12 protein-coding genes are annotated in these 14,865 nt (G+C 54.1%); 5 read left to right on the forward strand and 7 right to left on the reverse strand.

The window, feature by feature from the left end; all coding sequences use genetic code 11:
• Positions 1-28: 28 nt before the first annotated feature.
• Positions 29-1,531 (reverse strand): glycine betaine uptake BCCT transporter, encoded by a 1,503-nt coding sequence (locus NFU03_RS03260; RefSeq protein ID WP_251636052.1) that lies wholly within the window; start codon positions 1,529-1,531, stop codon positions 29-31.
• A gap of 157 nt (positions 1,532-1,688) precedes the next feature.
• Positions 1,689-3,098 (reverse strand): purine-cytosine permease family protein, encoded by a 1,410-nt coding sequence (locus NFU03_RS03265; protein ID WP_251636054.1) that lies wholly within the window; start codon positions 3,096-3,098, stop codon positions 1,689-1,691.
• Between the two features lie 251 nt (positions 3,099-3,349).
• Here NFU03_RS03265 and NFU03_RS03270 point away from each other — a divergent pair, with 251 nt between their 5' ends.
• Entirely contained in the window at positions 3,350-4,105 is a 756-nt protein-coding gene (locus NFU03_RS03270) for an SDR family NAD(P)-dependent oxidoreductase (RefSeq protein WP_251636056.1), read from the forward strand.
• Between the two features lie 45 nt (positions 4,106-4,150).
• Here NFU03_RS03270 and NFU03_RS03275 read toward each other — a convergent pair whose 3' ends face one another.
• From NFU03_RS03275 to NFU03_RS03290, 4 genes are all read right to left on the reverse strand, one after another.
• Entirely contained in the window at positions 4,151-5,158 is a 1,008-nt protein-coding gene (locus NFU03_RS03275) for a FecCD family ABC transporter permease (protein ID WP_251636058.1), read from the reverse strand.
• A complete protein-coding gene (locus NFU03_RS03280) occupies positions 5,155-6,153 on the reverse strand; it encodes a FecCD family ABC transporter permease (RefSeq protein WP_251636060.1) in 999 nt (332 codons plus the stop codon). Before NFU03_RS03280 ends, NFU03_RS03275 begins: the two co-directional genes overlap by 4 nt.
• Positions 6,154-6,224: 71 nt before the next feature.
• A complete protein-coding gene (locus tag NFU03_RS03285; RefSeq protein ID WP_251636062.1) occupies positions 6,225-7,148 on the reverse strand; it encodes an iron-hydroxamate ABC transporter substrate-binding protein in 924 nt (307 codons plus the stop codon).
• 4 nt (positions 7,149-7,152) lie between these two features.
• Positions 7,153-7,944, reverse strand: a complete 792-nt coding sequence (locus NFU03_RS03290; RefSeq protein WP_251636064.1) for an ABC transporter ATP-binding protein — start codon at positions 7,942-7,944, stop codon at positions 7,153-7,155.
• 118 nt (positions 7,945-8,062) lie between these two features.
• On the opposite strand from NFU03_RS03290, the gene NFU03_RS03295 reads away from it, so the two are divergent.
• The 3 genes from NFU03_RS03295 to NFU03_RS03305 all read left to right on the forward strand — a co-directional run bounded on the left by NFU03_RS03295 (position 8,063) and on the right by NFU03_RS03305 (position 12,376).
• The gene (locus NFU03_RS03295; protein WP_251636066.1) at positions 8,063-9,112 is read left to right on the forward strand and encodes an NAD(P)/FAD-dependent oxidoreductase; all 1,050 of its coding nucleotides are present in this window, start codon (positions 8,063-8,065) and stop codon (positions 9,110-9,112) included.
• Between the two features lie 276 nt (positions 9,113-9,388).
• Entirely contained in the window at positions 9,389-10,531 is a 1,143-nt protein-coding gene (locus NFU03_RS03300) for an HD domain-containing phosphohydrolase (RefSeq protein WP_251636069.1), read from the forward strand.
• A gap of 24 nt (positions 10,532-10,555) precedes the next feature.
• Positions 10,556-12,376: an adenylate/guanylate cyclase domain-containing protein gene (locus tag NFU03_RS03305; protein ID WP_251636071.1), complete on the forward strand. Its 1,821-nt coding sequence runs from the start codon at positions 10,556-10,558 to the stop codon at positions 12,374-12,376.
• 52 nt (positions 12,377-12,428) lie between these two features.
• Here the strand turns inward: NFU03_RS03305 and NFU03_RS03310 are convergent, their stop codons facing one another.
• The gene (locus tag NFU03_RS03310) at positions 12,429-13,082 is read right to left on the reverse strand and encodes a TetR/AcrR family transcriptional regulator (protein ID WP_251636073.1); all 654 of its coding nucleotides are present in this window, start codon (positions 13,080-13,082) and stop codon (positions 12,429-12,431) included.
• 255 nt (positions 13,083-13,337) lie between these two features.
• On the opposite strand from NFU03_RS03310, the gene NFU03_RS03315 reads away from it, so the two are divergent.
• Positions 13,338-14,849, forward strand: coding sequence for a BCCT family transporter (locus NFU03_RS03315; RefSeq protein WP_251636075.1), 1,512 nt, complete (start codon positions 13,338-13,340; stop codon positions 14,847-14,849).
• Positions 14,850-14,865: the final 16 nt, after the last annotated feature.

The following is a 14,865-nucleotide window of genomic DNA, read 5'->3' on the forward strand; positions in this document are numbered from 1 at the left end:
CCGGGAGGACAGATGGCGGGCGTCAGCTCTATTTCCTTCTCGCCTTCGCTCGGATGAGCGCCATTTCTGCGTTCAGGCCCTTCATGAGTGAAAAGATCATCAGCAGGACGATGAACGAAAACGGCAGTGCTGCTATGATGATCGTATTCTGCAGTGCATTCAGGCCGTTCACCGACAGCAGGATGAGTGCGATGGCCGACTGGATCACACCCCAGATCATCTTGATGCTGTTCGGCGGGATCAGGGAGCCATAACTTGACTGCATACCGAGAACGAACGTTGCCGAATCGGCGGAAGTGATGAAGAACGAAGCAATCAGGAGGATCGCCACGATCGAGATGAACACACCCCACGGCATCGTGTTGAACATTTCAAAAATGACCAGCTCAGACGCCTTATCGGCAAGATTCGTCACGCCGGCCCGCTGGATTTCGATGGCCGTCGTGCCGAAGGTCGTGAACCAGAATGTCGAGAGGATGGTCGGCGCAAGCATGACTCCGACGATGAATTCACGGATCGTACGTCCCCTGGACACCCGGGCGATGAACATACTGACGAACGGCGCCCAGGAAATCCACCAAGCCCAGTAGAAGATCGTCCAGTCATCGAGCCACTGTCGGTTTTCCGCATTCAGCGGTGATGTGCTGAAACTCATTCTGATGAAATTGGTCAAATAACCGCCGATCGCATCCGAATACATATTGAAGATCAGAAGGGTCGGTCCGAGAATGACAACCAGCACGAGCAGTGCCAGTGCCAACACCAGATTGAGGTTCGACAAATACTTGATCCCTTTGCTGAGTCCGCTCCACGCAGACATGATGAACAGTACGGTGACCGCCAGAATGATGAAAAACTGCGATTGCGTACTGATCGTCACGCCGAAGAGATAATTCAGTCCGGCGTTAATTTGGACAGCGCCAAAGCCGAGTGAAGTCGCAACCCCGAAGGCTGTTGCGAAAACAGCTAGCACATCGACAAGAGTGCCCCAGGGACCATTCATCTTGTCACCAAAGATCGGCTTTAATGTTGAAGAAATTAACCCAGGCTCCCCTTTGCGGAATTGGAAGAATGCCAATGTCAGCGCAATGAACCCGTACATTGCCCAAACGTGAATGCCCCAGTGGAAAAAAGACTGGCGCAATGCGTCTTTATAGGCGGCGGCTGTATTCAGTTCACCCGTAGGGGACTGTACAGCATAATGGGACAACGGTTCCGCTGCGCCATAGAAAACGAGGCCGATTCCCATCCCTGCCGAAAACAGCATGGCGATCCAGGAAATCGTGGAGAACTCAGGTTTGTCCGTGTCTTTCCCGAGCCGGATCTTGCCGAATGGGCTGAAGATCAGGAAGACACACAGCAGGACAAGGACAGACAGCAGCATCAGGTAGTACCAACCGAAGCCGGACGCTACGAGATTCTTGATATGGCCGGTCCGTTCGGCAAAGCTGTCCGGCGCGAGCACACCGTAGACAACTGCCAGTACGATCAGTCCGATCGCAATATAGAATACGTTTGATATTTTTCTCATGATTCCCCCTGTAATATTCGTTTTGGTTTTAACGGGTATTAACTATAGCAAGAACAACTGGAAAAAGCAAAAAAACAAAAGAGAGGGAGAGGATGCACGCGCAGCCTCTCCCTCCATTGCGAAAAACACAGAAACTTCACAGGCGGTCGGTGCATAATCAGGATAAGCGGTCAAGCTCATGGATGTTGGCCGGCTCGCTCGATAAATAATATTTTCCTTTGGTGAAATAGGCCAGGATAATTGTCAGGACAGCTGCCAGCAAAGATGCGAAGAACGCAGCGGTCGACTGCAGGAACAATCCCATATAACCGAGTGCAGCCAGCGTGCCGAGCAGGCTGGCTGCTACCAGGGAAACGACCCCGACATGATTCCAGCCATATAAGTACTCCTGGCGGGCTACATAATAATCCGGCCCGATCTTCATCACTTTCTTCAAGACCAGTGCATCCGTGACGAGAACGGCTGCCCAGGACAGAAGGAATACCCCCTGGAAGGTCATGAGTTTATTCAAGTGGTCGACGATACCGCCGAGCATAAGTGCCATGGCGGAAATGCCGGACACGACGACCCAGAATCGGCGGCCGGGCTTGAAACGGACAACGTTTTCGAAGAAATTCGACAGGGACAGCGAACTGCTGTAAATATTCGTGACGTTGATGCGCAGCTGCGTGAGCATAGTGAACAGGGCGCCGCCGATACCGAGCAACAGCACGATATAGACACCGGGATCCGGCTCCATGAAACGGACGCCGAACCAGATGCCGAGACCTCCCATCACCCCGAAACAGAAAATCTGAGGGACGAAGCCGATCATGACAGATCCGAGCTTGATGTCCTGGGGCTTCAGGAATCGCGCATAATCCGAGGCGAGCAGGGCGGTCAGCCCCATGATGCCGTGATGCATGCCGATGCACATGAGCAGTGCCGTGCCGCCGAGTGTCACGCCTTCAGGGAAGTAAGAGAATACAGGCCCTGTATAGACCGCCGGCTTCAAGAACGAGATGACGATCGCCGCAATCAGGAACACGATGAAGATCGGCATGGACCATTTCTGAAGCTTGTCGAGCTGTTCAATTCCGAACCAATTCAAGGGGATGACGATTGATCCGAAGATGATGATGAAAATCCATTTTGGGAGGGAAGGGAAAAAGTGGTGGACTGCGGAAACCAGGATCAGTCCTTCAAATGCACAGTACATGATGAAATTCGATGCGTAGATCAACGACGTCAGTGAGGCACCGATATAGCCGAATCCTCCGCCGCGCGACAGGAGATTGACATTCATACCTGTCTTGGCCGACAAGTAGGCGATGACGGTCCCTAAAATACCAGCTACTATTATGGCGTATGCCGATGAAATCATGGCATTTGCCGCTCCGTAGGACAGGGCCATGACGCTCCCCATCTGAAAATAGAAGATCGCAGTGGCGATACCGAAAGCGATGTTGGTGATACTCAGCCAGCTTTTGTTCCGTTCACTGCGGGGAACGCGGTCCAGTGAGTAGTCCCCCGTCGTTGGGGTCAGTACTTCGTTAGTTACGTTGGTCTTCTCTGTATTGGTATTCATTCGATTCCTCCTCGTTTTACGGCACATACAACCCCTTCCTGTTTAGTCTGTCACTTTTTCGCAAAGTTTTAACCTATCAAGCTTACCAAATATCCACCGGGTATTTCAAGGTGACGACCTGGAGTTACAAAGGCACCTCCAGAGCATGAGATATGACTGGTCGTCAGAACACTTCGTATCCGCTTGAGCAGATTAGTTTCTGAATCTATTCGTTAAGTGTTAAACTAAATCCATCGTAAAGGAGTGATTTCATGGGCAAACTAGATGGCAAAGTAGCAATCATCACTGGAGGCGCCGGCGGAATCGGCAGCGGAATGGCGAAAGCCTATGTGAAAGAAGGGGCGAAAGTCGTCATCGTCGACCTGAACGAAGAGACAGGCAGGGCGATGGAGAAGGAACTGCAGGCCATCCAGCCTGACAGCCTGTTCATCCAGGCGGACCTGACACAGCGGGACAAGCTGAAAGACATCATCACGAAAGTGATCGACACTTACGGCAGACTCGACATCCTCATCAACAACGCACACGCTTCCCGTCAGGTGCTGATCGAGAACGTGACGCAAGATGATCTGGACTTCTCTTTCAACACAGGATTCTATCCGACGTTCTACCTCATGCAGGCAGCTCTTCCGTACTTGAAGGAGTCGAAAGGCGCGATCATCAACTTCTCGTCCGGCGCAGGCATCAACGGCGACGTCATGCAGTCGACGTATGCAGTTGCTAAAGAAGCGATCCGTGCGGTCACACGCGTAGCAGCGAACGAATGGGGCCAATTCGGCATCAACGTCAACCTCATTTCACCGATTGCAAATTCCCCTGGTATCCAGCAATGGAAAAAAGACCAGCCGGAAGCGTATGAAAAAATGCTTAACAACATTCCAATGCGCCGACTCGGCGAATTGGAAGAGGACATCGGCCGCGTTGCCGTGTTCCTCGGAAGCGAAGATGCTTCCTATATCACAGGACAAACGATCATGGTCGACGGCGGCGCTACTAAACTCCGCTAAACGACACTCCAAAAAAGGTGCCTCTCTGCAAAAGAGGCACCTTTTTTATTTCCGCAGAAGCAGGTAGATGAAGTAAGGTGCGCCGATCAGGGAAACGACCAGTCCGGCGGGGACCATTCCGGCAGATATCACATTCCGGCCGATCGTGTCTGCAAACAGCAGGAGCCAGCCGCCGAGCAGCACGGCGATGGGCAGGTACAGCTGGCTGCGGGGACCGATGAGCGACTTCGCAATATGCGGCGCCATCAGTCCGACGAAAGCAATCCCTCCTGTGACGGAAACCGCCGACGCAGCAAGCGCTACTGCCGACAGCAGCAGGACAGCGCGTTCCTTTTCAACGGAAACACCGATCCCGATCGCGACGGGCTCACTCAGGCCGAGCACATTCAGCCGGTTCGCTTTGTAGAGCGTAAACGGAACGAGCACAAGCAGCCAGGGGGCGAGTGCCAGAACGAACGTCCAGTCCGATCCCCAAATATTACCGGCAAGCCATTTTGTAATGAATTCCACTTTGTCGGGACTGGCCGAGGATGTGAGAACGATCATCACACCTGACAGCGCCAGGGAAAAGCCGACGCCCGTCAGAACCAGGCGGATCGGCTGCAGGCCTGTCTTCCGGTCATAGGCCGAAAAATAGATGAACACCGCTGTGAGGATGGCCCCGAGGAATCCGACAATCGGCAGTATGTAGACGAACGCTCCCGCTTCCGCCGGCACGAAGAGGAAGAAGACGGCAATGGCTGTGCCGGCCCCTGTATTGACACCGATGATTCCCGGATCCGCCAGATCATTGCGCGTGATCGCCTGCAGGATCGAGCCGGACAGGGCAAGTGCCGCACCTGCGAGGAATGTGATGAAGATGCGCGGCAGCCGGATGGAAAAGAGGACGAAATCCTCCTTGAACGTGCCGCCGCCGAACAAGGCAGGCAGTATGCGAGACGGCTCGATCGAAGCAGGGCCGAGAGTGATCGCAAAAATACCGGTCAAGAGTGTCAGCAGGCTGAGTATGAGAAGCAGCAGCCGCTGTTTGCGCAGCAGATGTGTCTGGATCATGTGAATGCACGGCCCCCTTTTCGGACGATGATCAGGAAGAACGGCAGCCCGATGACTGCCACCAGCGCCGCTAGCGGGGTTTCATACGGTGCATTCATCGTCCGGCTGACCGTATCCGCAAGCAGCATGAAGGCCCCACCCGCCACAGCGGACATCGGCAGGACGAACCGGTAATCGGTGCCGACGACAGCCCGTGTTATATGCGGAATCATCAGACCGACAAATGCCAGGTTGCCGGCGAGAGCGACGGCAGAGCCTGCCAGAATAATTATGAGCACGAACAATGCGCTCTTTACGCGCAAGGTGTTTTGGCCGAGACCGACTGCCACCTCATCGCTCAGACTGAGCAGGGTGAGCTGCCGGGCAAGGCAGAGACTGACGGCGATCGCGATTAGAACAACAGGCCCGATGATCCGGAGCTGGGCCCAGGTCGTGCCGATGACGCCGCCTGCCGTCCACATGGAAATGTCTTTCGACACATTGAACAGCAGGCCGATGCCCTGTGCAGCCGCGAAGAAGAAAGCGGAGACGGCGGCGCCCGCCAGGACGAGACGAAACGGGGAGAATCCGCCGCGTTTCACAGCAGCGATTCCGAATACGATACCTGCGCCGGCTGCTGCTCCGAGGAAACATGCAATCATGATACCGGCCGTTGTAATATCCGGCATCACGGCGAACGCGACAGCAAGCGCCGCATTGGCACCTGCTGTCAGTCCGAGGAGTCCCGGATCAGCGAGCGGATTCCGCGTCATGCCCTGCATGACTGCTCCGGAAACGGCCAGTGCTGCTCCTACGAAAAGCGCAGCCAACTCACGGGGGAAGCGGAGTTCCCTCAGCAGCAGACTGTTTTTCCCGGTATCGCCGGACAGTGCCCCAAGAACATCAGCGGGCGAGACTTGGGCCGCGCCAAAAAGCATCGCTGCTGCCAGGGAGACGGCAAGTACAGCAAGCGCTATGATGAATTTCAAAGAAAAAGATAAAATGTTTCCACGCATATCGGGCACTCCTTTTCTACTGAAAAAAAGATTCCATCATAGAATATGAAGGAATCCTCCTTTGTTCACGTTCACTTTAGGAAATGGTCTTTGAAGAATTCCAGCTGATAATCGAGTGACAGCGGATCGTTGAAGAAGAATTCACTCGCTTCCGCTTCGTACACATGTCCGTTCTTCGCGGCAGGTGTGTTTTTGAACGTCTCGGTTTCCATGAAAGAATTATCGGCTGCGCTGTTGCGGCTCAGAATAACGTAATCTCCCATGTAATCGGGGAGCACTTCTGACGACAATGCGAAATACCCGTCTTTCAGTGCCGACTCCTTCACTTTTTCAGGCATCGGCAGTTTCATCTCCTGATAGAGGATTTCGGTGCCGCGTCCCCAATTGTCGCCGTATACATACAGCTGCTTGTCGAAGTTTTCGATGACGGATACCGTTTTGCCTTCGCCAATCTTCGCTTTGATCTGCTCTCCGGCCTCTTTTGCGCGTTCCTTGAAGCCATCGACCCATTTCTGGGCTTCTTCCTCTTTGTTCAGCAGCTTGCCGATTTCGACTGCCTGCGTCAAATAATCCAGTTTACCGTACGTGTACGTCACGACTGGAGCGATCTCTTTAAGTCTGTCCACGTTGTTCGTCGTAGACAGGCCGATGATCAGATCGGGTTCCAGTTCGATGATCTTTTCCAGGTCGGCATCGGTCACTTCCTCGGCATCTTTCAGCTTCTCACTGAACCGGGGGTTGCCTTTCGACCAGGAATCCACGCCGACGATCGGGGTGCCGAGCGCCATGACGTGACCTGCATAAGTCGACAGCACGACGACCCGTTTTGGTTGTGCCGGGACTTCGACAGGACCGTTTTCCGATTCATAAGTGATCGTGTCGGCATTTTGCGTCTCTTTCGGCCCGGCGTCCTCTTTTTTGCTGTCATTCTTTGAAGAGCAGGCACTGAGCATGACGATGAGTGCCAATGTGAGTACTAAAACTGTTTTTTTCATTTTCCTATTCTCCTTTTAGCAGATCGTATGTAATGCACATCGGCCGGCCGTTCCTCGGGTCCTCGCCGATCAAGGCATCGATGCCGAAAACTTCGCGGAGCACGGCAGGCTCGATCACTTCTTTGGCCGTCCCAGCCTTGACGACACGGCCTTCCTTCATGGCGATCAGGTGGTCGGCGAACCGTGCCGCCTGGTTCAGGTCGTGGAGCACCATGATGATCGTCCGCCCCTGGTCTTTGTTCAGCTCGACCAGCAGTTCCAGCACTTCCAGCTGATGCGCCATGTCGAGATAGGTTGTCGGCTCGTCGAGGAAGATGATGTCCGTCTCCTGTGCGAGCGCCATGGCGATCCACACCCGCTGCCGCTGACCTCCGGATAAGGCATCCACCGGGCGGTCCCTGAACTCAGATGTGTTCGTCACCGCCATGGCCCAGTTGATATGGTCGTAATCCGCTTTCGTCAGCCGGCCGAGCCCGTTCTGGTAAGGGAACCGGCCGTACGAGACGAGTTCGCCCGCAGTCAGTCCGTTCGCCGCTTCCTGCGTCTGGGGCAGGATGGCCATCTTGCGGGCAAGCGCTTTCGTCTTCTGGCTGCTGATATCGTGCCCGTCCAATAGAACGGCCCCGGACTGTCGGGGGATGAGACGGGTCATCCCTTTCAGGCACGTGGATTTCCCGCAGCCGTTCGCACCGATGATCGCCGTGATTTTCCTGTCGGGAATCGTCACGGACAAATTATCGACGATCAGCTGGTCGCCATATGCAATTTGCAAGTTCTCGGTTGCTAACCGCACCATTTACACGCACTCCTGTCTGAACTGAAAAAATAATTGATAATGATTATCATTCGCGGTATAGTAAGAACTATAAAGAGGGATTGCCTCGTTGTCAAATATATTTTCTAGGAGGATACATATGACGGAAACGCGAATGACGGATGTAATCATCATCGGGGGAGGGCCGGCTGGACTCTATTCGGCTTTCTATAGCGGCCTGCGGGGCATGACCGCCAAAATCATCGAATTCCAGCCGGAGCTCGGCGGGAAGCTGCACGTCTACCCGGAAAAAATGATCTGGGACATCGGCGGGGTCACCCCTGCGCCTGCAGCTTCAATCATTGAAAACCTGGTCGAACAGGGGACTACGTTCCATCCTGACCTTGTGCTCGGGGAGAAAGTGACAGGTATTGAGAAGGACGGCGACGGTAATTTCACGGTCTCCTGCAGTTCGGGCGGCCGGCACCGGAGCCGTGCTGTCATCCTCGCGATCGGGAGCGGCATCCTCAGCCCGCAGAAGATCTCCATCGAAGGCGCTGATCGTTTTGAAGTATCCAATCTCCATTATACTGTGAAGTCGCTCCGCCGGTTTGCAGGCAGGCGTGTGCTCATCTCTGGCGGCGGGAACACGGCGATCGATTGGGCGAACGAACTGGAACCGATCGCGGAAAAAGTCATGCTCACCTACCGCAAGTGCGATCTGAACGGTCACGAGGCGCAAGTGGAACAGCTTCTGCAGAGTGATGTTGTCTGCCACTTCAACACCCGGATCACCCGGCTGATCGCCAGTGACAGCCACGATACGATCGAACAGGTCGAGCTGAGCGACTGCCTTGACAACAATGCACTGCTCGTCGATGTCGACGATGTCATCATCAACCACGGCTATGAAACGGATACGTCGCTGATCGGCAAGGGCGCTGAAGAACTGGAACTGACGGCAGATCATCGGATTGCTGGCACGTCCATGAGCGGCACATCCGTTGCCGGGATCTTTGCGGCGGGTGACGTCCTGTTCCATGAAAGCAAAGTGAACCTGATTGCGGGTGCTTTCCAGGATGCTGCAAACGCTGTGAACAGCGTGAAGATGTATTTGGATCCGCAAGCGACACAATGGGGGATGGTCAGCTCGCATAATGATGTGTTCAAGGAACGCAATCGCGAACTCATCAGGAAGCTGGTCAGATAAGTCTGCCCAAACCTGGTTTGTAACACACAATTGAATACGCGGAACACGGCCAGGGGAGAACGGATTCCCCGGGCTTTTTCCGCTTCCACGACGAACAAAAGGGGCGGTTATAGCAGGAGTACGGACCAAGTTGTGTCCGATTCCCGGCGGCGATAGTCTTTTTCTACTGTTTTTAAAGAGTGAAAGAGCCAAAAGAAAGTGTAGTACTTTCGTTTTCATGCTATTATAACTAGTACCTAGTAAACTGCTAACTTATGTTGAGAGAGGAAATACCGAATGAACAAACAAATAGGTCCGATTTCTTTGGCCGAGAGCCGATTCTCCCAGTCCGATGTCCTCTTATCGACGATTTTCGAGTACATGGGCAAGATGTCGATGGAGACGGATATGCACAAGATGCTGCTGCTGCTGGCTGATTTGGGAACGAAGCTCGTGAACGCCGACCGCTGCACGGTCTGGCTGCACGACAAAGTGCACAACAACGTGTGGACTGTCGCCGGCCACGGAGTCGAACGGATTGCAATACCGGAGGATGAGGGGTTTGTCGGACTGAGCATCGGCACCGGACAAGTGCTGAATGTGGAAGACGCCTATTCGGATAACCGGTTCAACAAGGCGGTCGACCTCGAAACGGGATATCGCACCAGGTCGATCCTCTGCATCCCGATCCTTAACCAGGAAGGCCTCGTCATCGGCGCCTTCCAGGCGATCAACAAACAAGGGGCAGCACGGTTCGGAAGCGACGATGAAACGCTCCTGACGTTCGCCTCCACGTATGCGGGTAAGTCGCTGGAGTCGTTCATCTTACAGATGGAACTGATTGAAACCCAGAAGGAGATCATCGAGACGCTCGGGGAGATCGGGGAAAGCAGATCGCAGGAGACAGGGAACCACGTGAAGCGGGTAGCGAGGTATTCCTACACGCTCGCCATACTGGCGGGCCTGCCGCGTGCTGAAGCCCAGCTGCTGAAGTTCGCGTCGCCCATGCATGACATCGGCAAGGTGGCCATCCCGGATTCCATCCTGCTGAAACCCGGTAAACTGACCGATGAAGAATTCGAGATCATGAAGAAGCACGCGGATTACGGCTATGATGTGTTCCGGAAATCCGAACGCCAGCTGCTGAAGACGGCCGCGATCATCGCCCGTCAGCATCACGAACGATGGGACGGCGCCGGCTATCCGCTCGGCCTAAAGAAGGAACAGATCCATATCTATGGCCGCATCACTGCCATCGCAGATGTGTTCGACGCGCTCGGGAGTGACCGGGTCTATAAGAAAGCATGGCCGCTTGAGAAGATCACCGCTTATTTCGCCGAACAGCGCGACCGCCAGTTCGACGGCAGGCTCGTCGATCTGTTCTTAGGGAATCTCCCGCAGTTCATCGAGATCCGGGATAGCTTTGCAGACAGGATGTGAAGAACGTTGAGGAAGAAATTGCTGATGGAAGAAACGAAGGTCATCCGCAGGCCGCTCAAGGAGGTCTGGGCAGTCGTTTCGGATACGAACCGGCTGAACCGCTACATCGGACTGTTCCCGGTCGACTTCTCCCCGTTCATCTCCAGTGCTGAGCGGCTTGTCAGGAAAGCGAAGGGGAAGGCATACGGACTGCTGACGTTCGAGTGGGAGGAGAATGTGTTCGAATGGGTGGAGGAATCTTACTATTCCATCGAACGGAACTATACGAGAGGGCCTGTCGAGCGCGTAGTCTGGAAGGTCGCTCTGGAAGAGACAGAGAATATGGATACCCGGCTGACGCTTGCCGGGTCATTTGAATACAGTTCACTTATCGGAAAACTGACTGTTAAAAACGGTGTGATCCCACAGCTGCGGAAGACGTTCGATTATGCAAGCACAGCCGTGGTGCTAGTGGATGGAGAACCTGCTTCTCAGGGAAGCGGGGCGATTACGGTCGACGAACGTCTGCTGGACGACGCAGAGAGCCATCTGGTGGATTTAGGCCTCGGCCGCAATGCCGTCAGTTCCCTTATAGGAACCATCCGGTCGGCGTCTGACGAAGACGTCGCCCACATGAAGCCGTATCGATGGGCCCGTCAGTATGGCATCACTAGACCGGAAGCCGTCCAGCTGTTCCTGCTAGCTAGCGAGGAAGGGATCCTCGACTACGAATGGAGTCTGATGTGCCCGAACTGCCGCGTGGCGAAAGAGCATACGGACCGGCTGGCAGGGGTGAAGAACACTGTCCACTGTGATTTGTGCGGAGCGGACTACGAACTGGATTTCGACCGGTATATCGAAATGACATTCCGCGTCAATGGCACAATCCGCAAAACGTCGAAGCAGCTGTTCTGCGTGAACGGTCCGGTCAACTCACCCGGCACAGTCGCGCAGTTCCGCATCCCGGCCGGCGGGGAACGGAACTTCAGCTGGACTCCGGGCCAGCCCGGCCTGCAGCTGCGTGTCCTGAAGCATAACTTCAAAATCCCGTTCGCCGAACAGGAAGACGGGGCAGAGACCGCCCTGCATATTACAGAAACCGGTCTTTCCGCATCGGTCCTTCATCAGAATCCGATGCTGACGATCTTGAATGACACAGTGACGGAACTGGTCATCGCAATCGAGGAAACGGACTGGGATCCGGACGCACTCACCGCACGGGAAGTCACATCCCTCCAGCTGTTCCGGGATTTGCTGCCGACTGAAGTGCTTGCGACCGGGATGCAGATCGGTGTCGGAAAGATGACGATCCTGTTCACCGATCTGAAAGACTCGACGCGTCTGTATGAGCAGGTCGGCGATGCAGCGGCCTATACGGACGTCCAAAAACATTTTACATTCCTCCGGATGATCATCAGCGCCCATGAAGGCGCCATTGTCAAGACGATCGGCGACTCGGTGATGGCTGCATTCAGCAGCAGTGCCGATGCGATGCGGGCAGCACTTGCCATCCAGTCGTCGGCAGAGGAACTGAACCGCACACTGGTGAATCCGCTGACCATCAAGATGGGTCTCCACACGGGTCCGGTCATTGCCGTCAACGCGAACGGCGTGCTCGATTATTTCGGGCGGACGGTTAACATGGCGGCGCGGGTCCAGCAGGAGAGTGAGGGCTGGGATATCGTCCTCGACGAGAGCCAGTTCGATGAGCTGCGGACAGCAGTGCCTCACCAATTGATCGAAACGTTCACCGCAAGCCTGCACGGTGTCGGCAATTCCATCAGTCTCGTGAGAATACTGCCGGACAGCGTTGCTGATTCTGCTGCAGTCAAAGAAGAAGAGCAGTTCCGGAAGTCAGTCACATGACATCCGGAGCTGCTCTTTTTTTGGCCTCACCCGTATCGGGGGACGGTGCCGATCAGCGGATATGCTGGTCGATGATCTCGAAAATATAGCGGATGGTCCGTTCGTGCGCTTCTTTCGGTGTCAAGTCGATCCTGTGATTCAGGTAACTGGTGAGCATTCCCTGCCAGATCAGGATCGTCATCTCATTCAGCGAAAGGACTTTTTCAGGCTGGAGACTTCCTTCTTCGACAGCCCTCTTCAAAATCGGATTGCCCCGTTCATTGACATTCTGCTCAATCAGGCTGCGGCGGATCTCATCAGGGACATCCACCAGATCTGATGGATAGAACGCATAATATTTTTCCAGCAGGTTATCCGGATTATCCCCTAGGTCGCGGATGAACACCGTATGGAAGATGTTCGGGTTCCGGAACGAATACTCCGAAAAGCACAACCACGCTGTCCGGTATTGCTCAAGTGCGTTCTCCGTCTCCTCCATCCGCCGTGCGACTTCCTCGGTGTAGTCTTTCATGAGTCTCATCGAAGCGAAGAAGAGGAGATGGGAGAATTCATCGAAATAATTATAGATTGTCGCACTGTTATAGCCTGCCCGGTCCGCCACTTTCCGGATGGTCACATTATGTGTACCTTCTTCCATGATGATCTCAGTCGCAGCTTCCACGAAGTATTTCCACATCCTGCTTTTTTGCAGCATCTTTTTGTCCATCGGTGTACCCTCTCTTTGTTTGCCAGTTGTGTTGGAACTTCCCTGTAAGTCAGTATACATGCAAATCTACCGCTTGTCATAGCCGATATATTCTGATACTATGAACAAGTTCACAATGTAATCATGATTATATTCCAAGCAAATACGGATAGCAATCATTAAATATGGATAGGTTGCTGCGGACGGTGAGAAGGGAGGAAAAGTTGAAAGCGTTCTCACGTTGTGGTTACAGACAACTAAACAGGAGGTCATTCAATGCAAAAAGCAAAACTGGATCCATTTGTTTTCTATACTTCTATGATTTTCATCCTGCTGGCGACAGTCCTGCTCGTCGTTTTCCGCAATAGTGCGGAACCGGTGCTCGATGATGTGATGAGTTTCATCACTTTCAAGATGGACTGGGCATTCCAATTCCTGACGTTCGGCTTATTCATCTTCCTGATCTGGCTGGCATTCAGTAAATACGGCAAGATCAAACTGGGAGAAGGGAAGCCTGAGTTCTCAAGCTTCAGCTGGGGGGCGATGCTGTTCACCGCCGGTATGGGGACGAGCATCATGTACTGGTCGATGATCGAACCGATCTCCTATTTCGACGGCCCGCCATTCGGCATCGAGCCGGGGAGCCAGGAAGCGGCGGAGTGGGCGCTGACTTACGGTCTGTTCCACTGGGGCATTTCTGCTTGGTCGCTGTATGCATTTCCGACAGTCGTCATCGCCTATTCGTACTTCGTCCGGAAGCGCCCTTCACTCAAAATCAGTACGGCTCTAAGCGGGGCGCTCGGGAAGTATTCGGAAGGCTGGGTGGCAAAACTGATCGATGTGCTCGTCATCTGGAGCCTTGTCGGCGGTCTCGGCACTTCACTCGGACTCGGGGTTCCGATGGTGTCCGCTGTAGTCGGCTCGATATTGAACATCGAACCTTCTCTTGGGATGGACGCAATCATCGTCACACTGATCACAATCATCTACTCGTCGAGTGCGTACTTAGGACTCCATAAAGGGATCCGCCGCCTCAGTGATATCAATATCTATTTGGCGGTCGCACTCGCGTTGTTCGTATTCATCGCCGGACCGACGTCATTCATCATGACGTATTTCTCGAACAGTTTTGGCATGATGCTGCAAAACTTCACGTTCATGAGCTTCCATACCGATCCAATCGGCAAAGGAGGGTTCCCGCAAGGATGGACGGTATTCTACTGGGCATGGTTCTCGGCCACCGCGATGTTCATGGGGCTGTTCGTCGCCCGGATTTCGAAAGGCCGCACGCTGCGTGAATTGATCACTCATATGCTTCTGTGGGGCTCGATCGGCGGCTGGGTCTATTTCCTCGTATTCGGCGGCTACTCGATGAACCTGCAGCTGCAGGGAATTGTCGACGTTGCGAAGACACTGGCCGACCAGGGCGGTCCGGCTGCGGTGGTGGATATTTTACGCTCGCTGCCGCTCGATACCCTGCTGCTGCCATTCTTCGTGATTGTCGGTGTCATCTTCCTTTCGACATCGATGGACTCGGCGACTTATATTTTAGCGGCTGTCGCAACTAAGGAATTGCAGCCGGGTGAAGACCCGGCACGCTGGCACCGGATGATCTGGGGGGCAGTGATGGCGATCCTATCGCTGTCGCTGCTGCTCATCGGCGGCTTGCGGGTGATCCAGACATCGGCCGTCGTCGTAGCCGTCCCGATTTTCATCATCTATCTGCTGCTCCTCGTGTCGCTTGTAAGGTGGCTGCGGCAAGATTATCCGACAAGTAAACGTCAATAAATCTTCAGGAGGTTTT

The sequence above is a fragment of the Sporosarcina sp. NCCP-2716 genome (assembly GCF_023707985.1).
Taxonomy (GTDB): Bacteria; Bacillota; Bacilli; order Bacillales_A; family Planococcaceae; genus Sporosarcina.